Here is a 23586-nt window from a genome sequence, read left to right on the forward strand (position 1 = left end):
TACGTTTCCGAGCCCGGGGAGAGACGGTGGACAAGCCGAAGGTCGTTCTGGGGGTCAGCGGTGGCATCGCCGCGTACAAGGCCTGTGAACTGCTGCGACGACTGACGGAGTCGGGCCACGACGTGCGGGTCGTACCCACCGCGTCCGCGCTGCACTTCGTCGGCGCCGCCACCTGGTCCGCGCTCTCGGGCCACCCCGTCTCCACCGAGGTCTGGTCGGACGTCCACGAGGTCCCGCACGTCCGCATCGGGCAGCACGCCGACCTCGTGGTGGTCGCCCCCGCGACCGCCGACATGCTCGCCAAGGCCGCCCACGGACTGGCCGACGACCTCCTCACCAACACCCTGCTCACCGCCCGCTGCCCGGTCGTCTTCGCGCCCGCCATGCACACCGAGATGTGGGAGCACCCGGCGACCCAGGAGAACGTGGCGACCCTGCGGCGGCGCGGTGCCGTGGTCATCGAGCCCTCCGTGGGGCGCCTGACCGGCGTCGACACCGGCAAGGGGCGGCTGCCGGAACCGGGGGAGATCTTCGAGGTCTGCCGCCGTGTGCTCGCCCGCGGGGTCACCGAGCCGGATCTCGCCGGCCGCCATGTGGTCGTCAGCGCGGGCGGCACCCGTGAGCCCCTCGACCCCGTCCGCTTCCTCGGCAACCGCTCCTCCGGCAAGCAGGGGTACGCGCTCGCCCGCACCGCCGCGGCGCGCGGCGCCCGGGTCACGCTGATCGCGGCGAACACCGGTCTCGCGGACCCGGCCGGGGTCGACGTGGTCCAGGTCGGCACCGCCGTGCAGATGCGGGAGGCCGTGCTGAAGGCGGCCCCGGACGCCGACGCGGTGGTGATGGCGGCCGCCGTGGCGGACTTCCGCCCCCAGGCGTACGCGTCCGGGAAGATCAAGAAGAAGGACGGCCAGGAACCGGAGCCGATCGTCCTGGTCCGCAATCCGGACATCCTGGCGGAGATCTCCGCCGACCGGGGCCGCCCCGGCCAGGTGGTGGTCGGATTCGCCGCGGAAACGGACGACGTCCTCGCCAACGGACGGACGAAACTGGAGCGCAAGGGGTGCGATCTCCTCGTGGTGAACGAGGTGGGGGAGCGCAAGACCTTCGGTTCCGAGGAGAACGAGGCGGTGGTGCTCGGGGCCGACGGCAGTGAGACCCCGGTGCCCCACGGCCCCAAGGAAGCACTGGCCGAGACCGTGTGGGACCTGGTGACACGGCGACTGGTGTGAAAGCTCACTCATCACATCTGTCACCCCAAAGGCCGCAAAATCGGGCGTGGCGACCCTGGCGAAGACCTACGACGATGGCGCAGAATGCCCGTGCCGCAGGTCACAGGGGTTTCGAGAGGCGAGACAGGGGTCCCGCGGCAGAGCGCGACCGATAAACTGTTCTCGGACGACGCCGGGCGCAGCCCCCGTCCCGTCCACCAATGATCAGCCAGCAGCCGCTGCAACCACAGGGAGCGTTGTGTCCCGTCGCCTGTTCACCTCGGAGTCCGTGACCGAGGGTCACCCCGACAAGATCGCTGACCAGATCAGCGACACCATTCTCGACGCGCTTCTGCGTGAGGACCCGACGTCCCGGGTCGCCGTGGAGACGCTCATCACCACCGGCCTGGTGCACGTGGCCGGAGAGGTCACGACCAAGGCGTACGCGCCGATCGCCCAGCTGGTCCGCGACAAGATCCTGGAGATCGGCTACGACTCGTCGAAGAAGGGCTTCGACGGAGCGTCCTGTGGCGTGTCGGTGTCGATCGGTTCCCAGTCCCCGGACATCGCGCAGGGTGTCGACACGGCTTACGAGTCCCGGGTCGAGGGTGACGAGGACGAGCTGGACAGGCAGGGCGCCGGCGACCAGGGCCTGATGTTCGGGTACGCGACGGACGAGACCCCGAACCTGATGCCGCTCCCGATCCACCTCGCGCACCGGCTCTCGCGCCGGCTGTCCGACGTCCGCAAGAACGGGACCATCCCGTACCTGCGCCCCGACGGCAAGACCCAGGTCACCATCGAGTACGACGGGGACAAGGCGGTCCGTCTGGACACCGTCGTCGTGTCCTCGCAGCACGCCTCGGACATCGACCTGGACTCCCTGCTCGCTCCCGACATCCGCGAGTTCGTCGTGGAGCCGGAGCTGAAGGCCCTCCTCGACGACGGCATCAAGCTGGAGACCGAGGGCTACCGCCTGCTGGTGAACCCGACCGGCCGCTTCGAGATCGGCGGCCCGATGGGCGACGCCGGCCTCACCGGCCGCAAGATCATCATCGACACGTACGGCGGCATGGCCCGCCACGGCGGCGGCGCCTTCTCCGGCAAGGACCCGTCCAAGGTCGACCGCTCCGCCGCCTACGCGATGCGCTGGGTCGCGAAGAACGTCGTGGCCGCGGGGCTCGCCTCGCGCTGCGAGGTCCAGGTCGCCTACGCCATCGGCAAGGCCGAGCCGGTCGGTCTGTTCGTCGAGACCTTCGGCACCGAGAAGGTCGACGCCGAGCGGATCGAGACCGCCATCTCGGAGGTCTTCGACCTCCGCCCGGCGGCCATCATCCGCGACCTCGACCTGCTCCGGCCGATCTACGCCCAGACCGCCGCCTACGGCCACTTCGGCCGGGAGCTCCCCGACTTCACGTGGGAGCGGACGGACCGCGTGGACGCGCTGCGCAGGGCCGCGGGCCTGTAGTCCGCGAACGCTTCGTCACAGCCGTGAGGCCCGGTACCCCTCGGGGTGCCGGGCCTCACGGCTGTGCGGGAAAAAGAGTGGTCCCGACGGGCCGGGATTCGTACGCTGGTGATCTCCCGGTGCGATGGCCGCGGTTACTTCGGTGGAGTACGCCCATGGCGTGCGGTGAATCTGGATCAACGTTCCGCTGCCGCCTGGATCTCGGGAGATCCGACAGGGAGGAACGACGTCGTCCCGCCCGGTGCGATGGCCGCGGATACTTCTGGGGCGGATGGCCCCTCGCAGGTTCGAATCCTGCTGCCGGTCCCCGACCGGTATGGCCGAGCGGTCCATGGCAAAGGCGCCCTGAGGGCGTTCACGATCCGCTGCCGCCCTGATCTCGGGCGGACGGCGCTGTCGGTGCGGTCTGGTAGGAATACTGCTGTGAGCAGCGCGAACGGGCACCCGGCAGAGGGCGCGGACGGCGCAGGCGGCGCCGACGGCGCGCCGCCCGAGCAGCTTGCGCTGATCCGGGAGGCCGTACGCCAGGCCAAGGCGCCGAAGGCGAAGCCACGGACCTGGCGGGGCGCCGCGCTCGCGAAGGAACTACCGGTCGCGCGGGTGCTCGTCGACAAAGGCGTGCTGCACCTCGACCGCTACTTCGACTACGCCGTGCCCGAGGACCTGGACGAGGCAGCCCAGCCGGGCGTGCGGGTGCGGGTGCGGTTCGGGGCGGGCGGACGCAATGTGCGGGAGGGACGGCGCGAGGGTGGCGGCCTGATCGACGGATACCTCGTCGAGCGGGTCGCCGAGTCCGACTACTCCGGGCCGCTGGCCGCGCTCGCCCAGGTCGTCTCGCCCGAGCCCGTCCTCGGGCCCGAACTGCTGGGACTCGCCCGCGCCGTCGCCGACCGGTACGCGGGATCGCTCGCCGACGTGCTGCAACTTGCCGTGCCGCCCCGGCACGCCCGCGCCGAGGCACGGGAGTCACCGGCCCCGCCGCCGCTGCCCACCGCACCCGACCCCGGCACCTGGCTGCGGTACGGGAGGGGAGCGGACTTCCTCGCCTCGCTCGCCTCCGGCGGTGCCCCGCGCGCCGTGTGGACCGCGCTGCCCGGTCCCGAGTGGGCCGAGGAGATCGCCCGAGCGGTGCAGGCGACGCTCGCCTCCGGGCGCGGCGCGCTCGTGGTCGTACCGGCCGGGCGGCCCGCCGCCCGCGTCGACACCGCTCTGAAGGCCCTGATGGGGGAGGGGCAGCACGCCGTGCTGACCGCCGACGCCGGACCGGAGCGCCGCTACCGCGACTGGCTCTCCGTACGACGGGGGTCCGTACGGGCCGTCGTCGGCACCCGGGCGGCCATGTTCGCGCCCGTACGGAATCTGGGACTTGTCGTCGTCTGGGACGACGGCGACGACGGACACAGCGATGACAACGCTCCTTTCCCGCACGTCCGGGAGGTGCTGGAACTGCGCGCCTCGCGTGACAAGTGCGGTTTCCTGCTCGGGAGTTGGACCTGCACGGTGGAGGCGGCGCAACTGGTCGAGAGCGGCTGGGCGCTGCCGCTGGCCGCCGACCGGGAACAGGTGCGCGCCGCCGCGCCCCTGGTGCGGACCGTCGGGGACGGCGATCTCGCGCGCGACGAGGCCGCCCGGGCCGCCCGGCTGCCCACGCTCGCCTGGCAGATCGTCAGGGAGGGGCTGCGGCAGGGGCCCGTGCTGGTCCAGGTTCCCCGGCGGGGCTATGTGCCCCGGATGGCGTGTGCGCAGTGCCGGGCACCCGCGCGGTGCCGGCACTGCGCGGGGCCGCTGGAGGCGCAGGACGCCCAGGCTTTGCGCTGTGCGTGGTGCGGGCGGGACGAGACGGCCTGGCACTGCCAGGAGTGCGGCGGGTTCCGGCTGCGGGCGCAGGTCGTCGGCGCCCGCCGGACCGCCGAGGAACTGGGCCGGGCGTTCCCGGCCGTGCCGGTGCGTACGTCCGGGCGGGAACAGGTGCTTGACACGGTGTCCGCGGCACCCGCGCTGGTGGTGAGCACCCCGGGGGCCGAACCCGTCGCCGAGGGCGGGTACGCGGCGGCCCTGCTGCTCGACGGCTGGGCGATGCTCGGACGACCCGATCTGCGGGCCGGCGAGGACGCGTTGCGCCGGTGGACAGGGGCCGCCGCGCTGGTCCGTCCGCAGGGAGCGGGCGGCACGGTCGTGGTCGTGGCCGAACCGACCCTGCGGCCCGTTCAGGCGCTCGTACGGTGGGATCCCGTCGGGCACGCCGTGCGTGAGCTCGCCGAGCGGGCCGAACTGGGATTTCCGCCCGTGTCCCGGATGGCGGCGGTGTCCGGGTCGCCGGAGGCGCTCGCCGGGTTCCTCGCGGCCGCCGAACTGCCGCGCGACGCCGAGGTGTTGGGGCCGGTACCGCTGCCGTCCGGCGAGGCCGGGCGGCCCCGGCGGCCCGGTGGGCCGCCCCCCGGGGAGCCGGGGGAGAGGGTGCTCATCCGGGTACCCCCCGGGAGCGGTGCCGCGCTGGCGGCCGCGCTGAAGAGCGCGCAGGCGGCGCGGATGGCCCGCGGTGGCGGCGAGCCCGTACGGATCCGGATCGATCCGCCTGACATCGGGTGAGGCCTGCCGTCGGGAGGCCCGCCGTCGGGTGGGGCCGCCATCGGTGGGTCCGAAGAGATCCGGTTCGGGCGGGGGATCCGGTGCGGTCGTGTGAGGGGGCGTCGCGGAGTGGGTGACGTGCGGGTGTCGGCGTGGGCCGTGGGTGAAAGCGGTGGCCGGCCCTGGGCGTGAACAGTCGGCGGGGAGTTGGGAGCTGGACGGGCCGGAGGCCGGGGTGTGGAGGGGGCGGGGTGTGGACGTAGGCCTGCCCCCCGGATGGCCTGGCGCCGGGAGGCAGTGGTCGTGTCAGGGGTCGGGTCAGCCGTTGCGTGGGCCCGGGAAGGCCGAGGGCCTGACCTCGTCGCGGAGGGTGGGACTGCCGGCCGTCGGCTGGGTCGGCATGGAGCGGGCTGCGGGGACGGTCGGCACCGAGGGGAGAGCCGTGTTGACGGCGACCGTGCGCGTCTCGGCCGGCTCCGTGGCGCGCTCCGCCTCGGCGGCTGCCTGGGTGGCGGCGCGGCGCGCGCCGTAACGCCGGTGCACCGCCTGCTTGGTGACCCCGAGGGCCGAGCCCACCGCGTCCCATGAGAAGCCGAGTGAGCGGTCGAAGTCCACGGCGGCCGTGACCAGGGTCTCGACGCTGTCCCGCAGTTCCTGAGCGAGACGGACGGTCGGGGCGGGAGCGCGCCCGTAGACGACGAAGCCCGTGGAGGGGCCGGAGCGGCGCGGGCGGTAGACGTTGCCCAGCTGGGCGGTGAGCGTGCGCAGTGCGTCCACCTGCCGGCGGACCCGCTCGATGTCCCGCACCAGCAAGTGCAGGCTGGCCCGAGCCTGGGCGTCGTGGGTTGCGTGGTCGGCCATGAACAAGCCTCTCGAACCGGCGTTGAAAAGGATCGGGCCGCGTATCTGAGGCCCGCAGTGGTCAACTCTTTCTTGACCAACGCGTGGACGGGTGAGTGGTCACGCTGCGGGGGCGCGAGGGCATATGCACGGGGCGCGTCCGCGTCTGTACGCCCCCCGTTGTGCGGTGGACGCGCCCCACCCGCCGATGAGCGGACCGCATGGCCCGCGCGGTGCGGGCAACACCGCTGATGCCTGTGCATGGACTGCACCGCTCGTGCCTGCGCGTGCGATGCACCGCTCATGCCTGTGCATGGACTGCACCGCTCATGTCTGTGCGCGGACCACACCGCCCGCGCGGGCCCGGGGACATGGCCCCTGAAGAACCCCCGAGCCCTTGGGCCGCGCGCGGCATAGACTGGTGCGCTGCCCCGCGCTCCGCCCGAACCGGCACGCGCGCGGGGGATGGAAGAGCTCCCGCCCGAGAGGCCAACCGCCACCCATGAAGCTCGTCTTCGCAGGTACCCCCGAGGTCGCCGTTCCCGCCCTGGACGCCCTGATCGCCTCCGGGCGGCACGAGGTGGCCGCCGTCGTGACCCGGCCGGACGCGCCGGCCGGACGGGGGCGACGGCTCGTCGCGAGTCCGGTCGCCGTGCGGGCGGAAGAGGCCGGGATCGAGGTGCTCAAGCCCGTGAAGCCCCGGGACGAGGAGTTCCTGGCCCGGCTGCGGGAGATCGGCCCGGACTGCTGTCCCGTCGTCGCCTACGGGGCTCTGCTGCCCCGGGTCGCCCTCGACATCCCCGCCCAGGGCTGGGTCAACCTGCACTTCTCGCTGCTGCCGGCCTGGCGCGGCGCCGCCCCCGTCCAGCACGCGATCATGGCCGGTGACGAGATCACCGGCGCCACCACCTTCCTGATCGAGGAGGGCCTCGACTCGGGACCGGTGTACGGGACCGTCACCGAGGAGATCCGCCCCACCGACACCAGCGGGGACCTGCTGACGCGGCTCGCCTTCGCCGGGTCCGGACTGCTCGCGGCGACGATGGACGGGATCGAGGACGGCACGCTCAAGGCCGTACCGCAGCCCGCCGACGGCATCAGCACGGCGTCGAAGATCACCGTCGAGAACGCCCACATCGACTGGGCCGCCCCGGCGCTCCGGGTCGACCGCATGGTGCGCGGCTGCACCCCCGCCCCCGGTGCCTGGACCGTCTTCCGGGACGAGCGCCTCAAGCTGATCCAGGTCGCGACGGTGCCCGACCGTACGGACCTCGCCCCGGGCGAGCTGTCCGTCGCCAAGAACAACGTGTACGTGGGCACCGGTTCCTACGCCGTCGAGCTGCTGTGGGTGCAGGCCCAGGGCAAGAAGCCGATGCGCGCGGCGGACTGGGCCCGCGGGGTGCGGATTCCCTCCGGGGAGCGCCTAGGCGTCTGACGTCGGCTGTCCGACGTCGGCCGTGTGACGTCTGGCGTCGGCTGTCTGACGGCGGTCGGCGTCCGACGTCGGCCCTGCGGCGTACGCTGATAAGCGCATCTTTTTCCTGGATCCGGAGCACCTTTTTCGTGAGTGAGCAGCCCCGTCGGCCGCAGAAGCCCGGCAAGCCCTACCGCCGCCCCCAGAAGGACCCGGTCCGCATGCTCGCCTTCGAGGCGCTGCGGGCTGTCGACGAGCGGGACGCGTACGCGAACCTCGTCCTGCCGCCGCTGCTGCGCAAGGCGCGGGAGAAGGGCGACTTCGACACCCGGGACGCCGCGCTCGCCACCGAGCTGGTGTACGGCACACTGCGCCGCCAGGGGACGTACGACGCCGTCATCTCGGCCTGCGTCGACCGGCCGCTGCGGGAGGTCGACCCGCCGGTCCTCGATGTGCTCAGCCTCGGTGTCCACCAGCTCCTCGGCACCCGCATCCCGACGCACGCCGCCGTCTCCGCCTCCGTCGAGCTGGCCCGGGTGGTGCTCGGCGACGGGCGGGCCAAGTTCGTGAACGCCGTGCTGCGCAAGGTCGCCCGGCAGGACCTCGACGACTGGCTGGAACAGGTCGCACCGCCCTACGACCAGGACCCCGAGGACCATCTCGCCGTCGTGCACTCGCACCCGCGCTGGGTCGTCTCCGCGCTGTGGGACTCGCTGGGCGGCGGCCGGGCCGGCATCGAGGACCTGCTGGAGGCCGACAACGAACGGCCCGAGGTGACCCTCGTCGCCCGGCCCGGACGCTCCACCTCCGAGGAGATCCTCGACGCCCTCGACGAGGACTCGGCGCTTCCCGGGCGCTGGTCGCCGTATGCCGTGCGGCTCACCGAGGGCGGCGAGCCGGGCGCCATCGGCGCCGTACGCGAGGGCCGTGCGGGCGTCCAGGACGAGGGCAGCCAGCTGGTGGCGATCGCCCTCGCGAACGCCCCGCTCGACGGACCCGACCGGGCCTGGCTGGACGGCTGCGCCGGACCCGGCGGCAAGGCCGCGATGCTGGCGGGCCTCGCCGCCCAGCGGGGTGCGACGCTGCTCGCCTCCGAGAAGCTGCCGCACCGGGCGGGGCTCGTCGCCAAGGCGCTCGCCGGGAACCCCGGCCCCTACCAGGTCATCGCCGCCGACGGCACCCGCCCGCCGTGGCGGCCCGGCACCTTCGACCGGGTGCTCATGGACGTGCCCTGTACGGGCCTGGGCGCGCTGCGCCGTCGTCCCGAGGCCCGCTGGCGGCGTCGCCCCGAGGACCTCGAAGGCTTCGCGCCGCTCCAGCGCGGACTGCTGCGCACGGCGCTCGAATCGGTGCGGGTCGGCGGTGTCGTCGGGTACGCGACCTGCTCGCCGCACCTCGCCGAGACCCGCGCGGTCGTCGACGACGTGCTCAAGCACTTCGAGGGCGGCTCCGCCGAACTGTTCGACGCCCGTCCACTGCTGCCCGGCGTGCCCGCCCTGGGGGACGGCCCCGACGTACAGCTGTGGCCGCACCTGCACGGAACGGACGCGATGTACCTGGCCCTGATCCGCAGAACCGGCTGACCCCCCGCACAGGCTCCTTCTTCGCCCCGCCGCGGTGCGCGGCAGTTGCGCAGCCGGGCTGCCCAGCAATTGCTCGGCCGGGCCGGCCGGCATTGCCCGGCCGAGCCGAGGGGAATCGCCGCGGCCGCGGCGAGCGGCCTTGTTCGCCCGCGCTGCCCGCGCTGCCCGCGCTGCCCGCGCTGCCCGCGCTGCCCGCGCTGCCCGCGCTGCCCGCGCTGCGCGGGTCCGTTGCGTCAGCCGGGCGGGGGTGTCGGGTTCGTCGACTCGCCGGGTGTTCCGGAATCGTCGGCTTCCCCGGATGGTCCGGGTCCTCCGGGTTCCCCGGATGCCGTGGATGCTTCGGGGCCCTCGGTTGTCCCGGGTTCGCTGGAGACGGTGGGTGCCGCCGGTTTCCCGGAATCGTGCGGCTCGGTGGTGTCGGAGGGAGGGGTGCCGCCGTCGTCGCGGGCGAGCCGGTGGGGCCACCACACCTTCGGGCCCACGTCGAGGAAGAGCGCGGTGACCAGCACCGAGCGCACCACGAAGGTGTCCAGGAGCACGCCGAGAGCCACCGCGAAGCCGATCTCCGCGAAGCCCACGATGGGCAGGGTGCCGAGCGCCGCGAACGTGCCCGCGAGGACCAGACCGGCCGAGGTGATCACCGCCCCGGTGGTGGCGAGCCCCGTCACCACGCCCGCACGGGTGCCCCGGTGCACGGCTTCCTCGCGGATACGGGTGGTCAGGAAGATGTTGTAGTCGATGCCGAGAGCCACCAGGAACACGAAGACGAAGAGCGGGAAGGCCACGTCCTCACCCGCGTAGTCGAAGAGGTGCCGGAAGGCCAGGGCGCTCACGCCGAGGGCGGTGGCCAGCGACAGCACCACGGTCGCGATCAGCAGGAGCGGAGCGACCAGGGCGCGCAGCAGGACGCTCAGGACCAGCAGGACCACCACCAGGACGAGCGGGATGACCAGGTAGTTGTCGTGCGTCTGGGCGTTCCTCATGTCCAGCAGGGCAGCCGTGCCACCGCCCACCTTCGCGTCGGCGCCTGGTACGGCGTGCACGGCGTTGCGCACCCGCTCCACCGTGGCCTTGGCCGCCGCGCTGTCGGCGGGGGCGCGGGTGGTCGCCTCGAACAGCACCCGGCCGCCGTGCTCGGGCGCGGTACCCGGTGGCACGCCGATGCTCGTCGGCACCACGTCCGGGTCCGCCGCCACGGTGACGCCGACCTCCCTGGCCTGGGCCGTGTTGGACACGATGACCAGGGGATCCCCGGCGCCCGCCGGGAAGTAGCGCGCCGACACCTGCTGGCCGACGATCGAGTCCGGTTTCCCGGTGAAGGTGTCGGCGTTGGAGATGCCCGCGGCCCGGAGCTGGATCAGGCCCAGGGACAGCACCGCGAGCGCCAGTGCCGTGGCCACCCAGGTGGTCCGGGGGCGGCGGGCGATCCGGTGGCCCATGCGCGCCCAGACGCCGCTCCTGGTCGGATCGGCCGAGCCGACGTGCGGGACGGCGGGCCAGAAGATCCAGCGCCCGAAGACCAGCAGCAGGGCGGGGAAGAGCGTGAGCATGGTCAGCAGGCCGACGCCCACGCCGATCGCCGCGACCGGGCCGAGACCCCGCGTCGAGTTCATCTCGGCGACCAGGAGCACCAGCATGCTCAGGACGACCGTCGCGCCGGAGGCGAGGATGGCAGGACCGGCCCGGTTCATGGCGAGTTTCATCGCCTCGTGGCGGTCCTCGTGGCGGCGCAGCTCCTCGCGGTAGCGGGCGACCAGCAGCAGCGCGTAGTCGGTCCCCGCGCCGAACACGAGCACGGTGAGAATGCCCGCGCTCTGGCCGTTCACCGTCAGACCGGCGTGTTTGGCCAGCAGATAGATCAGGGCCTGGGCCGTGAACAGGGCGACGACCACGCCGAGCAGCGGCACGAACAGCAGGGTCGGGCTCCGGAAGGTGATCAGCAGCATCACGACGACGACGGTCATCGCGGCGTAGAGCAGGGTCGAGTCGATGCCCTTGAAGGCGTTGGAGGAGTCCGCGGCGGTACCGCCGGGCCCGGTGATGTGCACGGAGAGGCCGTCGGCGCCCTTGCCCACCTGGTGCCGGATGGAGTCGACGGCGGGGCCGATCCGCTGCCATCCGGAGGCGTTCATGGTGATGGGGATGTAGATCTGGGCCGCGCGCGGATCCGTCGGCCGGTCGAAGACCGGTCCCCGGGTCTCGGCGCCCCGGATGCCGTGTTCCCGCAGCGCCTTCACCTGCTGGACGTCCTCGGCGATCTGCCGCCGGTCCTGGGGTGTCAGGCCGTCCGGGCGGGCGTAGACGACGACCGCGGGGATCTGCTCGGGCCGGAACTCGTTCGAAATGTCGAGAACTTGGGTGGACTCGGCCGAGCCAGGCAGCCAGGACTGGGCGTCGTTGTCCTGGGCGTCACTGAGCTTCGCTCCGAGCGGTGCCACGAAGACGAGCACCAGCAGCCACAGGACCAGGACCAGCCACTTGGAGCGGTGTCCGCACACGACTCCGATGGCCGCGCGCTTCCAGGAGTCGAGCCGCTTCATGACCACCCCCGAGGCCGGACGCGGCGCCGCTGGGCCGCCCGGCATGGCACGGCGGACCGTCGTACGGCCTCCGCGGGACAACCCGGGTCCGGACCGAGGCGGGCAACCGGCCCGGGGCATGGCAGTCTTGGGGCATGGCCGTGCAGATCAACCCCAGCATCCTGTCCGCCGACTTCGCCCGTCTTGCCGAGGAGGCAAAGGCGGTGGAAGGCGCGGACTGGCTCCATGTCGACGTCATGGACAACCATTTCGTACCGAACCTCACGCTCGGGGTGCCGGTCGTAGAGTCTTTGGCCCGTGCGACGGACACTCCGCTGGACTGCCATCTGATGATCGAGGACGCCGATCGGTGGGCGCCCCAGTACGTGGAAGCCGGTGCCGGCTCCGTCACCTTCCATGTGGAGGCGGCCGCCGCGCCCGTCCGGCTCGCCCGCGAGATCCGGGCCAAGGGCGCCCGCGCCTCGATGGCGCTCAAGCCCGCGACCCCCATCGAGCCGTACGAGGACCTGCTGCCCGAGCTCGACATGCTGCTGATCATGACCGTCGAGCCCGGATTCGGGGGCCAGTCTTTTCTTGACATCATGCTCCCCAAGATCCGCCGCACGCGCGAGTTGATCAGCAAGCACGGCCTGGAACTGTGGCTCCAGGTCGACGGCGGTGTCTCGGCGTCGACGATCGAGCGGTGCGCGGAGGCGGGCGCCGACGTGTTCGTCGCCGGTTCGGCGGTGTACGGGGCGGCCGACCCGGCGCAGGCGGTACGTGCACTGCGCACCCAGGCACAGGAGGCGACGGCCCATGCATCGTGGGCGTGCGACCACTGAACCAAGGGAACGTGAACGCCGTCCATCAGGGCGGATCAAGTGCGCCGGATCTGCAAGGATGAACGGCGAATCCAGAGTGTGAACAGAGTGAGGAGATCGCCGTGTCGGGTATGTCGGCGGGCCGGTCAGCCATGCGGATGGGACCCGCTGAGCTGGTCCAGGCGGCGGCCATGGCCCGCCGCTTCTACCTCGAGGGCAAATCCAAGATCCAGATCGCCGAGGAGTTCGGCGTCAGCCGCTTCAAGGTGGCCCGGGTCCTGGAGACCGCTCTCGAACGGGATCTCGTGAGGATCGAGATCCGCGTCCCCGCCGAGCTGGACGCGGAGCGCTCGGACGCGCTGCGTGCCCGCTACGGCCTGCGGCATGCCGTGGTCGTCGAGTCCCCGGCCGAGGCCGAGGAGTCGCCCGACCCGGAGAACCTCGGGGAGGTGGCCGCCGACCTGCTCGGCGAGCTCGTCAACGAGGGCGATGTGCTCGGCCTCGCCTGGGGCCGCTCCACGATCCACATGGCGGCGGCCCTCGACCGGCTCCCGCCGTGCACCGTGGTGCAGCTGACGGGCGTGTACGACGCCGGGACCGCCGAGCGCGGCTCCGTCGAGGCCGTCCGGCGTGCCGCGCAGGTGTCGGGCGGCGACGCCCACCCCATCTACGCGCCGATGCTGCTGCCCGACGCGGCCACCGCGGCGGCGCTGCGCAACCAGACGGGCATCGCCCGCGCCTTCGAGTACTTCGACAAGGTCACGGTCGCCTGCGTCTCCATCGGCTCCTGGGAGCCGGGCATCTCCACGGTGCACGACATGCTCAGCGACGAGGAGCGCGCCCACTACGCGTCCCTCGGTGTCGCCGCCGAGATGTCCGCGCACCTCTTCGACGCCGAGGGCCGGCGGGTCGGGCGTGACCTGGGCGAGCGCTGCATCACGGTCGAGGCCGACCGGCTGCGCCGTATCCCCGAGGTCGTCGCCATAGCGGGCGGGCAGCGCAAGGCGGCCGCCATCGACGCGGTGCTGCGGTCCGGGCTCGTCACCAGCCTGGTGACGGACACCTCGGCCGCGGACGCCCTCATGACGGCGGGACCGCCCCCGCGTCCGGCCCTGAACCGGGCGGACCCGGACGGGCCCTGAGGGCGCCACCCAGCGCGCGCCGCGAGGGGACGGCCGTGGCAGCATCGACGTCATGCTGCTGCGGCCGTCCCCTCGCGCGTCCGCGGGCCGCCTGTTCGCCGGACTGCTGGTCTGTCTGACGGTCCTGCTGACGGGCTGCTCGGCGACGGGCACCGCCGCCTCGGGCGACGCGGCGGCCACCGCCGCCAGCCGTGCCACGCCGGTCCCGGACCGGGCCGGCGGCCTGCCGACGGTCCCCGCGGCCGCGCTCCCCGCCGAAGCGCGGGCCACACTCGTCCTCATCGACCGGGGCGGCCCCTTCCCGTACGCCAAGGACGGCGCCGTCTTCGGCAACTTCGAGCGGGAACTGCCGGGACGCGCCAGGGGTTACTACCACGAGTACACGGTGCGGACCCCGGGCGAGCGCGACCGCGGGGCCCGCCGCATCGTGACCGGGCAGCGCGGCGAGATCTACTACACCGACGATCACTACAACTCGTTCAAGGCGGTGCTGAGATGACGCACGGTCCGCTCGCCCAGGTGTGCCGCTCCGCCGGGTGGCAGGTCACCGAGCTCGACCTCACCGGGGTGATCGACAAGGCCGCCTTCATGGCGCGCTGTGTCCGCTCCCTGGACCTGCCGGAGTGGTTCGGGCGGAACTGGGACGCGCTCGCCGACGTCCTGGGCGACCCCGACTGGGGACCGGCCAGTCCGGGCAGGCTGCTCGTGGTGACCGGCTGGCGCCCCTACGCGAGGGCGCGGCCCGACGAGTGGGAGACCGCCCAGGAGGTACTGGAGTCGGCAGCCGGCCACTACCAGCAGTTCGACGCCGCGCTGTCGGTCGTCCTCAGCCTTGGAGGATCCGACCAATTGCCCCCTGACCAGCCTGGATGATCCGTCCGGGGACCGCGTGCGGGCTGTCATGGGACAATGAGGTACGTGCTCTTCCCCCTGGCTGACCTGTCCGGGGGCCACCTCTGATCGACTGGGATGTGCAGCACGTGCGTTTCCTCAACGACATCCAGCCCCCGTACGACCTGACGTACGACGACGTCTTCATGGTGCCCAGCCGCTCCGCGGTCGGCTCGCGTCAGGGCGTGGACCTCAGCTCCCCCGACGGCACGGGCACCACCATCCCGCTCGTCGTCGCCAACATGACGGCGATCGCCGGCCGCCGGATGGCCGAGACCGTCGCCCGCCGCGGGGGCCTTGTCGTCATTCCGCAGGACATCCCGATCGACGTCATCACCGAGGTCGTCTCCTGGGTCAAGGGACGCCATCTGGTGCTCGACACCCCGATCCGCCTCGAGCCCCACCAGACCGTCGCCGACGCGCTGGCGCTGCTGCCCAAGCGCGCGCACAACGCGGGCGTCGTCGTGGACGAGAACAGCCGTCCTATCGGTGTGGTCACCGACGCCGACCTCTCCGGCGTGGACCGCTTCACCCAGCTCTCCGAGGTCATGTCCAAGGACCTGCTGCTCCTCGACGCCGACATCGAGCCCCGCGAGGCGTTCAACCGGCTCGACGGCGCCAACCGCCGTTACGCCCCCGCCGTGGACGCGGACGGCAAGCTGGCCGGCATCCTCACCCGCAAGGGCGCACTGCGCGCGACCCTGTACACACCGGCCACCGACGCGCGCGGCCGTCTGCGCATCGCCGCCGCCGTCGGCATCAACGGCGATGTGGCGGGCAAGGCCAAGCAGCTCCTGGACGCGGGCGTCGACACGCTCGTCATCGACACGGCGCACGGTCACCAGGAGTCGATGATCAGCGCCGTCCGGACGGTCCGCGCCCTCGACCCCCAGGTGCCGATCGTGGCGGGCAACATCGTCGCCGCCGAGGGCGTCAAGGACCTGATCGACGCGGGCGCCGACATCATCAAGGTCGGCGTCGGCCCCGGCGCCATGTGCACCACCCGCATGATGACCGGCGTCGGCCGGCCGCAGTTCTCCGCGGTCCTGGAGTGCGCGGCCGAGGCCAAGAAGTACGGCAAGCACGTGTGGGCCGACGGCGGTGTCCGCCACCCCCGCGACGTCGCGATGGCGCTGGCCGCCGGCGCGTCCAACGTCATGATCGGCTCCTGGTTCGCCGGCACGTACGAGTCCCCCGGCGACCTCCAGCAGGACGCCAACGGACGCCTGTACAAGGAGTCCTTCGGCATGGCGTCCGCGCGGGCCGTGAAGAACCGCACCAGCGAGGAGTCCGCGTACGACCGGGCCCGCAAGGCGCTGTTCGAGGAGGGCATCTCCACCTCGCGGATGTTCCTCGACCCGTCCCGTCCGGGCGTCGAGGACCTGATCGACTCGATCATCGCGGGCGTCCGCTCCTCCTGCACCTACGCGGGCGCCAACTCCCTGGAGGAGTTCGCCGAGAACGCGATCGTCGGCATCCAGAGCGCGGCCGGCTACGCCGAGGGTCAGCCGCTGCACGCCAGCTGGAGCTGACCCGCCCCTGTTCCCCGTACGGCCCCTGTTCCCCTCCGCGGGAGCGGGGGCCGTACGCGTGTTCCCCTCCCGGGAGGGGAACAGGGCTGTGGCGGGGGAGCCGGACGAGAGCTGACGCCTCGTCAACTCGGCTGTCTCCAGGCCTCGTCCCGCGCTGGAAAGGAGCCTCGCGCAACCATCGAACGGCCCCGCGCAACGAACATGCGCCGGGATGCGATGAACGCAACGATCTTGCGGAGATGCGCAAGGTTGCTGCATTACGCCCGTGAAGCCCGGACTCATAGGGTCAAGCGCTGTACACAGGCGTGGCGGGGACCCCGCTCGGTGGGTCCCTCCTGTCAGGGGTGCCGCCGGTCCCCGCCCTTTTCGACCGGCAGCGACGAAGGAGCCAGCGCGTGCTCGACCAAGGCGCACCCCCGCAGTCCCGACCCAAGTCCGCCCCACCGTCCCCGGGGCTCGGCGCGCGGCTCATGCGCCGCAAGCCCGTGGAACGCCTGGTCGCGGAGGGTGGCCAGGGCGAAGGGGGCTCACTGCGTCGCTCCCTCGGCCTGTGGCAGCTCACCATGATCAGCATCGGTGCCACGCTCGGTACCGGCATCTTCGTCGTCCTCGGGCAGGCCGTCCCCAAGGCCGGGCCCGCGGTCACCCTGTCCTTCGTGATCGCCGGTCTCACGGCGCTCTTCTCCGCCCTCTCCTACGCCGAGCTGGCCGGCACCATCCCGGTAGCCGGATCCTCGTACTCGTACGCGTACGCAACGATGGGCGAGCTCATCGCCTGGATCTGCGGCTGGTGCCTGGTCCTGGAGTACGGCGTCTCGGTCGCGGCCGTCGCGGTCGGCTGGGGCGAGTACCTGAACGAACTGCTCGACGGCACCATCGGCGTCACCATTCCGGACGCGCTGTCCGCACCGCCCGGTGACGGGGGCATCTTCAACCTGCCCGCGCTCATCGTGGTGATGCTCGCGATGGCGTTCCTGCTCGGCGGCGCGCGGGAGTCCGCGCGTGCCAACACCATCATGGTCGCCGTGAAGATCGCCGCGCTGGTGCTGTTCTGCGCGATCGGCGTCCAGGGCTTCCGCTCCGGCAACTACGACCACTTCATGCCCCTCGGCATGGCGGGCGTCAGCGCCGCCGGCGCCACCCTGTTCTTCTCCTACATCGGCTTCGACGCCGCCTCCACCGCCGGCGAGGAGGCCAAGGACCCGCAGCGCGACCTGCCGCGCGCGATCATGCTGTCGCTGGTCATCGTGACCGCCCTGTACGTCCTCGTCGCCGCCGTCGCCGTCGGCGCGAGGCCCTGGCGGCAGTTCAACGACTCGGAGGCCGCGCTCGCCGAGATCATGAAGGACGTCACCGGGCAGACCTTCTGGGGCACGCTGCTGGCGGCCTGCGCGGTCATCGCCATCGCGAGTGTCGTGCTGACCGTGCTCTACGGCCAGACCCGCATCCTGTTCGCGATGGGCCGGGACGGCCTGGTGCCCAAGGTCTTCGCCAAGGTCCACCCGAAGACCGGCACGCCCCGCGCCAACACGGTGATCGTCTCGCTGTTCTGCGGTGTCCTCGCCGCCGCGATCCCGCTCGGCCAGCTCGCCGACGCCACCAGCATCGGCACGCTCTTCGCCTTCGCGCTGGTCAATGTCGCCGTGGTCGTGCTGCGCCGGACGCGCCCGGCCATGCGCCGCACTTTCCGGGTTCCGCTCGCGCCGGTGCTGCCCGCGATCGGCTTCCTGCTGTGCGTGTGGATGATGGCCAGTCTCTCCGCCGTCACCTGGGTCGTCTTCGGCGTCTGGATGGCCGTCGGGCTCGTGTTCTACTTCAGTTACGGCTACCGCCGGTCCCGGATGGCGACCGCGGAACCCGTCGCCGAGCAACCCTAGAACCCCTCGCAGAAAAGTGAACCACCCGCAGTGCTGAACGATCTCGACGAACGCATCGTGCACGCCCTCGCCGAGGACGCCCGTCGCTCCTACGCGGACATCGGGCAACTGGTCGGCCTGTCCGCGCCCGCCGTGAAGCGGCGGGTCGACCGGCTGCGGGCCACCGGGGCCATCACCGGGTTCACCGTGCGGGTGGACCCGGCGGCGCTCGGCTGGGAGACGGAGGGCTTCGTCGAGATCTACTGCCGGCGGAACACCTCGCCGGAGACCATCCAGCGCGGTCTGGAGCGCTATCAGGAAGTCGTGGCCGCCTCCACCGTCACCGGGGAGGCGGACGCGGTGGTGCAGGTCTTCGCCTCGGACATGCGGCACTTCGAGCGGGTGCTCGAACGGATCGCGGGGGAGCCGTTCGTGGAGCGGACGAAGTCCGTGCTGGTGCTGTCGCCGCTGTTGCGGAGGTTTTCCTCGGGGTCACCCACGTAGTCGGCGCCTCCCTCCATAAGTGCCGGTGCGCCCACCGGGATGGAGGTACCTCCCTGCGCGGGTGCGGGTGGTTCGTGGCTGGGCGAGCAGTCCCCCGCGCCCCTGGCGGGGCGCTACTCCGCCGTCTTCCTCGCCAGGGCGTTGTTGCCGATGGAGTTGTGGACGCTGAAGCTCACGGCGTCCGAGCGGTAGCGGTCGTCGGACCACTCCACCGGGCGGCCTTCGCGGGTGGTGGTGACCCGGCGGACGCGCAGCAGGGGGCTGGTGCGGCGGACTCCGAGGAGGTCGGCGTCCTGGGCGCCCGCAGCGACGGCGTCGATGACGTGCTCGCCGTACGCGAAGACCAGACCGGTGTCCTCGAAGAGCCGCTGGGTGACGGAGGGGCACCCGGGCTCGATCGCGGCCACGGCGGGGGAGATCCATTCCGCGTACACCGTGCGCTCCAGCAGGACCGGTTCGCCGTCCAGGCCGCGCACCCGCAGTACGTGCAACACCGCTGTCTTCTCACGGAGTTGGAGACGGACGGCGTCCTCCGCCGTCGCCGGGCGGTACTCCTGCGACACCACGTGCCCGGTCGCCTCGCGTCCCATCGCGCGCGCCCACTGGGCGAAGCTGCGCAGTTCGGCGAAGCTCTGGCTGCGGCGGCCCGCGAGGACCACCCGGCGGGCGCCCTGGCGCGACCCGATGAGCCCCTCGGCGGTCAGGGCCGCGACGGCCTGGCGGACCGTTCCGCGCGAGACGCCGTACTGGGCCGCGAGGTCGGTCTCCGCCGGCAGCAGACTGCCCACGGTGTACTCCTCGCGGTCGATCGCCCGCCGCAGCTCCTCGGCGATCTCCTCGTGTCGCGCCGCCATTCTTCCCCTCTGATCAGGTCACTGTGTACAGCCTGATCAGCCTAATCGACATCGGACCGTGATCAGCGTCCGCCGGGATTGTGCAGGGAATAGGGGGTCACGGTTTCACCAAAGTTTACGAACAAGACACCATCGGCGGGCCTACTGGGGCCAACTTGTTCAGACAAGTTCTCCGTCCCACCCCACCCTCGTGCGTCACCCTGGAGAGACCGTGACCGTGTTCCTGCCGAGGACCGCCCTCCTCACCGGCGGCCTCGCCGTCGCCGCAGCCCTCACCCTGAGCGCCTGCGGCGCCGCTCCCGACGACAAGGCGACCACCGCCGACGGCAAGAGCGCGGCCACCGCGACCTCCGCCGCCGACTTCGGCGGTCTCGACGCCCTGGTCAAGGCCGCGAAGAAGGAGGGCACGCTGCACGCGATCGCCCTTCCCCGCGACTGGGCCAACTACGGCGCCCTCATCGACGGCTTCACCAAGAAGTACGGGATCAAGATCGACGTCGAGAGCCCGGACGGCACCAGCCAGGACGAGATCAACGCCGTCACCTCACGCAAGGGCCAGGACCGTGCCCCCGACGTCCTCGACCTCGGCAGCTCCTTCGCGCTGAGCGCCGCCCAGCAGGGGCTGCTCGCCCCGTACAAGGTGACCGCCTTCGGCGACCTCCCCGAGGGGCAGAAGGACGCGGCCGGCCGCTGGTTCAACGACTACGGCGGCTACATCTCGATCGGCTGCGACGCCAAGAAGGTCAAGGAGTGCCCGACGACCTTCAAGGACCTGCTCAAGCCGCAGTACAAGGGCCAGGTCGCGCTCAACGGCAACCCCACCAAGTCCGGTTCGGCCTTCGGCGGTGTGTACGCGGCCTCGCTGGCGAACGGCGGTTCCTTCGACGACATCCAGCCCGGCCTCGACTTCTTCGCCAAGCTGAAGAAGAACGGCAACTACACGCCCGTCGAGTCCACCCCGGCCACGGTCGAGAAGGGCGAGACGCCCATCAGCATCGACTGGGACTACCTGAACGCCGGGTACGCCGACGAGTTCAAGTCCAAGGGCGTCGACTGGAAGGTCGCCATCCCCTCCGACGGCCAGTACGCCCAGTACTACTCCCAGGCCGTCAACAAGGACGCCCCGCACCCGGCGGCCGCGCGCCTGTGGCAGGAGTACCTCTACAGCGCCGAGGGCCAGAACCTCTGGCTCAAGGGCTATGCCCGCCCGGTCCTGATGCCCGCGATGGAGAAGGCCGGCACGCTCGACAAGGCCGCCGCAGCCAAGCTCCCCGCCGTCACCGGCACCCCGAGCTTCCCGACCGAGGACCAGCAGAGCAAGGCCAAGACCGTGCTCGGCCAGGGCTGGGGCAAGGCCGTCTCCGGATGACCACCGCTCTCACCGAGGCCCCGGCCGACGTGGCGCCCGCCGCTGCCCACCGGCAGCGGCGGCGCCGCCGCGCCACCGGCCCGCTCGCCGTCCTCCCGCTGCTCGTCTTCGTGGCGATCTCCTTCGGCGTCCCCGCGATCGCCATGCTCAACGGCGCCTTCACCGTCAAGAACCAGACCACCGGCGCCAGTTCGTACACCACGGCCAACCTGACCGGTTCGTTCCAGGGCGCGTACCTGACCGCCCTGATCGGCAGCGTCAAGCTGTCCGCCGTCTCGGCGGCCCTCGCGACCGTCCTCGGACTGCCGCTCGCCCAGGCCGTGGTCACCTCCCGCTTCCGCGCGCTGCGCGAGGCCGTGCTCACCGCCTCCGGGGTCCTCGCCAACTTCGGCGGCGTCCCGCTGGCCTTCGCCTTCGTCGCCACCCTCGGCAACTCCGGCGTCCTGACACGGCACTTGAGCCTCACCGACAAGGGCTGGAACCTCTACAGCTTCTGGGGCCTGGTCGTCGTCTACCTGTACTTCCTGATCCCGCTCATGGTCCTCACCATCACGCCCGCCCTGGACGGCCTGCGCTCCCAGTGGCGGGAGGCGGCGCAGAACAACGGCGCGACCTCCGTCCAGTACTGGCGGCACGTGGGGCTGCCCGTCCTCGCGCCCTCGCTCCTCGGCGGACTCGTGCTCCTGTTCGGCAGCGCCTTCGCCGCGTACGCCACCGCCGCCGCCATGGTGGGCAGCGCGGTGCCGCTCGTCACCCTGCAGATCGCCGACGCCATCTCCGGCAACGTGCTGGTCGGCCAGGAGAACGTGGCGCTCGCCCTCAGCCTCGACATGGTCCTCATCGCGGGCCTGGTCATGGCCGTGTACCTGCCCCTGCAACGACGGAGCGCGCGATGGCTCGCCTGAACCTGTGGCGCTGGGCGGTCCTCGCCCTCGCCGCGCTGTACTTCCTGGTGCCCATGGCCGCGTCCGTGATCTTCACGGTCGATGTGCCGGGGCAGGGCGTCACCTTCGACGCCTACACCCAGATCGTGTCCGCCGACGGATTCGTCTCCAGCCTGCTGCTCTCGCTGGAACTCGCCGCCGCGACCATCGTCGTGGTGCTGCTCCTGATGGTGCCCGCCACGGTCGCGCTGCGGCTCGGCTCGCCGAAACTGCGGCCGGTCGTCGAGGTGGTGTGCTCCCTGCCGCTGGTCGTGCCGCCGATCGCGTTCGTCGCCGGTATCGCCACCGTCCTGAAGTGGGGTCCCGAGTATTTGTCGCGCACCCCGCTGTTCGAGACGTTCGTGACGATCCAGGACCCCGGCTTCCCGATCGTCCTCGTCCTCGCGTACGTCGTGATGGCGCTGCCGTTCGTGTACCGGGCCCTGGACGCGGGACTGCGCGCCGTCGACGTGCGCACCCTCGTCGAGGCGGCCCGCAGCTGCGGCGCGAGCCGGCCGCAGGCTCTCGTGCGCGCGGTGCTGCCCAACCTGCGCGGCGCCCTGCTCAACGCCTCCTTCCTCACCCTGGCCCTGGTGCTCGGCGAGTTCACCGTCGCGCGCCTGCTCGGCTACCAGCCGTTCGCCGTGTGGATCTACAACGTCGGCGGCTCGCAGGCCCAGATGTCCGTCGCCGTCTCCGTGCTCAGCCTGTTCCTCACCTGGGCACTGCTCCTCGCGCTCGCCGTCTTCGGCGGCCGCTCCCGTACCGCTTCCGCCTCCCGGGGATGAACCATGACCGTCGCCACGCTCGACAAGGCCGCCACCGTCGAATTCCGGCGGCTCCGGCGGGAGTTCGGTCCGACCGTCGCTCTCGACGGCCTGGACCTCACCGTCCGGCCCGGTGAACTGCTCGCCCTGCTCGGCCCCTCCGGCTGCGGCAAGACCACCGCGCTGCGCATGCTCGCCGGCTTCGAACATCCCGATTCCGGTGAAGTGTTGGTCGACGGCGAGGACATCACCCGGGTTCCGGCACACCGCCGCGACGCGGGGATGGTCTTCCAGTCGTACAGCCTCTTCCCGCATCTGAGCGCCCTCGACAACGTGGCCTTCGGACTGCGGATGCGCAAGGTGCGTACGGCCGAACGACGTTCCCGCGCGGCCGAGTTGCTCGACCTGGTGGGCCTCGGGGACAAGGCCGAGCGGTACCCGCACCAGCTCTCCGGCGGCCAGCAGCAGCGCGTCGCGCTGGCCCGCGCGCTCGCCCTGCGGCCCCGCGTCCTGCTGCTCGACGAGCCGCTGTCCGCGCTGGACGCCAAGGTGCGGCTCTCGCTGCGTGAGGAGATCCGCCGGCTCCAGCTCGAACTCGGCATCACCACCCTGTTCGTGACCCACGACCAGGAAGAGGCGTTGTCCATGGCGGACCGGGTCGCGGTGATGCGGGCCGGCCGGCTCGAACAGTGCGCGTCGCCCGCCGAGTTGTACGGGCGCCCCGCCACCGCCTTCGTCGCCGAGTTCGTGGGCACGATGAGCCGGATCCCGGGGACCCTCGACGGCGACAGGGTCGACGTCCTCGGCCGGCGGCTGCCGGTGGACGGGGACGCGCCTGCGGCGCGCGAGGTGGATGTGCTGGTGCGGCCGGAGGCGGTCCGGGTGAGCGCCGACGACACGGGAGACGCGCGGGTCGTGGCCACCGCGTTCCTCGGCGCTGCCACCCGGGTGACCGTGCGGCTCGCCGACGGCACCGAGGTCAAGGCCGACCTGCCCACGCACGAGGCCGCGACGCTCACCTCGGGCGCCGCCGCGACCGTCACCCTCCCGGACCGTCCGGTCCTGGTCGCCGAGCGCACGAGCTGAGGCGCCCGGTAGCGCGCGCCCGCCCGAGGTCGCCGGGTATCCCGCCCCGCCCGGGGGCGGGGCTCCAGGGACCGCGCCGGACGCGACAGCCGGAACAGGGCCCGTGCGGACCGGCAGAGGTCCTGGCGGGGGAGGGCGGCGCGGCCCACGGAGTGGGCGGCGGACCCGGCGGTCGCGGTCGCAGCCGCAGCCGTACGAGCGGACGTCGATGCCGGGCCAGCGCGACGACCGAACAGGTCAG

At 72.1% G+C, this 23586-nt stretch carries 18 protein-coding genes and 1 pseudogene; 16 read left to right on the plus strand and 3 right to left on the minus strand.

Going from position 1 to position 23586, the window contains the following annotated elements:
* Window positions 1-26: 26 nt before the first annotated feature.
* The 3 genes from coaBC to ACIQRL_RS22840 all read left to right on the plus strand — a co-directional run bounded on the left by coaBC (window position 27) and on the right by ACIQRL_RS22840 (window position 5265).
* Window positions 27-1229, plus strand: coding sequence for a bifunctional phosphopantothenoylcysteine decarboxylase/phosphopantothenate--cysteine ligase CoaBC (coaBC, locus tag ACIQRL_RS22830; protein WP_401334213.1), 1203 nt, complete (start codon window positions 27-29; stop codon window positions 1227-1229).
* A 238-nt stretch (window positions 1230-1467) separates the two neighbouring features.
* Entirely contained in the window at window positions 1468-2676 is a 1209-nt protein-coding gene (metK, locus tag ACIQRL_RS22835; protein WP_401334216.1) for a methionine adenosyltransferase, read from the plus strand.
* A 423-nt stretch (window positions 2677-3099) separates the two neighbouring features.
* Complete coding sequence (locus ACIQRL_RS22840) at window positions 3100-5265, plus strand: primosomal protein N' (RefSeq protein ID WP_401334219.1); 2166 nt, start codon at window positions 3100-3102, stop codon at window positions 5263-5265.
* Between the two features lie 297 nt (window positions 5266-5562).
* On the opposite strand, the gene ACIQRL_RS22845 is transcribed toward ACIQRL_RS22840, so the two are convergent.
* Window positions 5563-6105, minus strand: coding sequence for a hypothetical protein (locus ACIQRL_RS22845; RefSeq protein ID WP_401334221.1), 543 nt, complete (start codon window positions 6103-6105; stop codon window positions 5563-5565).
* Window positions 6106-6586: 481 nt separating this feature from the next.
* On the opposite strand from ACIQRL_RS22845, the gene fmt reads away from it, so the two are divergent.
* Window positions 6587-7519: a methionyl-tRNA formyltransferase gene (gene fmt, locus ACIQRL_RS22850; protein WP_401334224.1), complete on the plus strand. Its 933-nt coding sequence runs from the start codon at window positions 6587-6589 to the stop codon at window positions 7517-7519.
* 128 nt (window positions 7520-7647) lie between these two features.
* Window positions 7648-9081, plus strand: coding sequence for an RsmB/NOP family class I SAM-dependent RNA methyltransferase (locus ACIQRL_RS22855; protein WP_401334227.1), 1434 nt, complete (start codon window positions 7648-7650; stop codon window positions 9079-9081).
* 350 nt (window positions 9082-9431) lie between these two features.
* On the opposite strand, the pseudogene ACIQRL_RS22860 reads toward ACIQRL_RS22855, so the two are convergent.
* A pseudogene (locus ACIQRL_RS22860) lies at window positions 9432-11621 on the minus strand (MMPL family transporter); the annotation flags it as partial.
* A 134-nt stretch (window positions 11622-11755) separates the two neighbouring features.
* Between ACIQRL_RS22860 and rpe the strand changes: the two are divergent.
* The 7 genes from rpe (at window position 11756) to ACIQRL_RS22895 (ending at window position 18346) form a co-directional block, all read left to right on the plus strand.
* Window positions 11756-12442: a ribulose-phosphate 3-epimerase gene (gene rpe, locus ACIQRL_RS22865; protein WP_401334229.1), complete on the plus strand. Its 687-nt coding sequence runs from the start codon at window positions 11756-11758 to the stop codon at window positions 12440-12442.
* Window positions 12443-12552: 110 nt separating this feature from the next.
* Window positions 12553-13563, plus strand: a complete 1011-nt coding sequence (locus tag ACIQRL_RS22870; RefSeq protein WP_401334487.1) for a sugar-binding transcriptional regulator — start codon at window positions 12553-12555, stop codon at window positions 13561-13563.
* Between the two features lie 52 nt (window positions 13564-13615).
* Window positions 13616-14062 (plus strand): ribonuclease domain-containing protein, encoded by a 447-nt coding sequence (locus tag ACIQRL_RS22875; RefSeq protein ID WP_401334232.1) that lies wholly within the window; start codon window positions 13616-13618, stop codon window positions 14060-14062.
* Window positions 14059-14436 carry a barstar family protein gene (locus ACIQRL_RS22880; protein WP_401334234.1) on the plus strand — a complete coding sequence of 126 codons (378 nt, stop codon included), beginning with the start codon at window positions 14059-14061 and terminating at the stop codon, window positions 14434-14436. Before ACIQRL_RS22875 ends, ACIQRL_RS22880 begins: the two co-directional genes overlap by 4 nt.
* Before the next feature lie 107 nt (window positions 14437-14543).
* On the plus strand, window positions 14544-15986 hold the full coding sequence (locus ACIQRL_RS22885; RefSeq protein ID WP_401334489.1) for a GuaB1 family IMP dehydrogenase-related protein: 1443 nt from the start codon (window positions 14544-14546) through the stop codon (window positions 15984-15986).
* Window positions 15987-16381: 395 nt separating this feature from the next.
* Entirely contained in the window at window positions 16382-17863 is a 1482-nt protein-coding gene (locus ACIQRL_RS22890; protein ID WP_401334236.1) for an amino acid permease, read from the plus strand.
* 30 nt (window positions 17864-17893) lie between these two features.
* On the plus strand, window positions 17894-18346 hold the full coding sequence (locus ACIQRL_RS22895) for an Lrp/AsnC family transcriptional regulator (protein WP_015661832.1): 453 nt from the start codon (window positions 17894-17896) through the stop codon (window positions 18344-18346).
* A 113-nt stretch (window positions 18347-18459) separates the two neighbouring features.
* Here ACIQRL_RS22895 and ACIQRL_RS22900 read toward each other — a convergent pair whose 3' ends face one another.
* Window positions 18460-19200 carry a GntR family transcriptional regulator gene (locus tag ACIQRL_RS22900; RefSeq protein ID WP_401334238.1) on the minus strand — a complete coding sequence of 247 codons (741 nt, stop codon included), beginning with the start codon at window positions 19198-19200 and terminating at the stop codon, window positions 18460-18462.
* A gap of 211 nt (window positions 19201-19411) precedes the next feature.
* Here ACIQRL_RS22900 and ACIQRL_RS22905 point away from each other — a divergent pair, with 211 nt between their 5' ends.
* The 4 genes from ACIQRL_RS22905 to ACIQRL_RS22920 are packed head-to-tail and all read left to right on the plus strand — an operon-like array spanning window position 19412 to window position 23345.
* Complete coding sequence (locus ACIQRL_RS22905; protein ID WP_401334240.1) at window positions 19412-20569, plus strand: ABC transporter substrate-binding protein; 1158 nt, start codon at window positions 19412-19414, stop codon at window positions 20567-20569.
* Entirely contained in the window at window positions 20566-21474 is a 909-nt protein-coding gene (locus ACIQRL_RS22910) for an ABC transporter permease (protein ID WP_401334243.1), read from the plus strand. The genes ACIQRL_RS22905 and ACIQRL_RS22910 overlap by 4 nt, the downstream gene beginning before the upstream one ends.
* Entirely contained in the window at window positions 21462-22280 is an 819-nt protein-coding gene (locus tag ACIQRL_RS22915) for an ABC transporter permease (protein WP_401334244.1), read from the plus strand. Before ACIQRL_RS22910 ends, ACIQRL_RS22915 begins: the two co-directional genes overlap by 13 nt.
* Before the next feature lie 3 nt (window positions 22281-22283).
* On the plus strand, window positions 22284-23345 hold the full coding sequence (locus tag ACIQRL_RS22920) for an ABC transporter ATP-binding protein (RefSeq protein WP_401334246.1): 1062 nt from the start codon (window positions 22284-22286) through the stop codon (window positions 23343-23345).
* Window positions 23346-23586 lie beyond the last annotated feature (241 nt).

The organism is Streptomyces sp. NPDC091209 (assembly GCF_044757755.1).
In the GTDB taxonomy this organism is placed as follows: Bacteria; Actinomycetota; Actinomycetes; order Streptomycetales; family Streptomycetaceae; genus Streptomyces.

What these genes read in the sequence shown, in the direction of transcription:
- fmt (WP_401334224.1), top strand. Translation starts at nt 6,587, where the DNA reads ATGAAGCTCGTCTTCGCAGGTACCCCCGAGGTCGCCGTTCCCGCCCTG.
- ACIQRL_RS22880 (WP_401334234.1), top strand. Translation starts at nt 14,059, where the DNA reads ATGACGCACGGTCCGCTCGCCCAGGTGTGCCGCTCCGCCGGGTGGCAG.
- ACIQRL_RS22875 (WP_401334232.1), top strand. Translation starts at nt 13,616, where the DNA reads ATGCTGCTGCGGCCGTCCCCTCGCGCGTCCGCGGGCCGCCTGTTCGCC.
- ACIQRL_RS22845 (WP_401334221.1), bottom strand. Translation starts at nt 6,105, where the DNA reads ATGGCCGACCACGCAACCCACGACGCCCAGGCTCGGGCCAGCCTGCAC.
- rpe (WP_401334229.1), top strand. Translation starts at nt 11,756, where the DNA reads ATGGCCGTGCAGATCAACCCCAGCATCCTGTCCGCCGACTTCGCCCGT.
- ACIQRL_RS22920 (WP_401334246.1), top strand. Translation starts at nt 22,284, where the DNA reads ATGACCGTCGCCACGCTCGACAAGGCCGCCACCGTCGAATTCCGGCGG.
- ACIQRL_RS22900 (WP_401334238.1), bottom strand. Translation starts at nt 19,200, where the DNA reads ATGGCGGCGCGACACGAGGAGATCGCCGAGGAGCTGCGGCGGGCGATC.
- ACIQRL_RS22915 (WP_401334244.1), top strand. Translation starts at nt 21,462, where the DNA reads ATGGCTCGCCTGAACCTGTGGCGCTGGGCGGTCCTCGCCCTCGCCGCG.
- ACIQRL_RS22870 (WP_401334487.1), top strand. Translation starts at nt 12,553, where the DNA reads ATGTCGGCGGGCCGGTCAGCCATGCGGATGGGACCCGCTGAGCTGGTC.
- ACIQRL_RS22910 (WP_401334243.1), top strand. Translation starts at nt 20,566, where the DNA reads ATGACCACCGCTCTCACCGAGGCCCCGGCCGACGTGGCGCCCGCCGCT.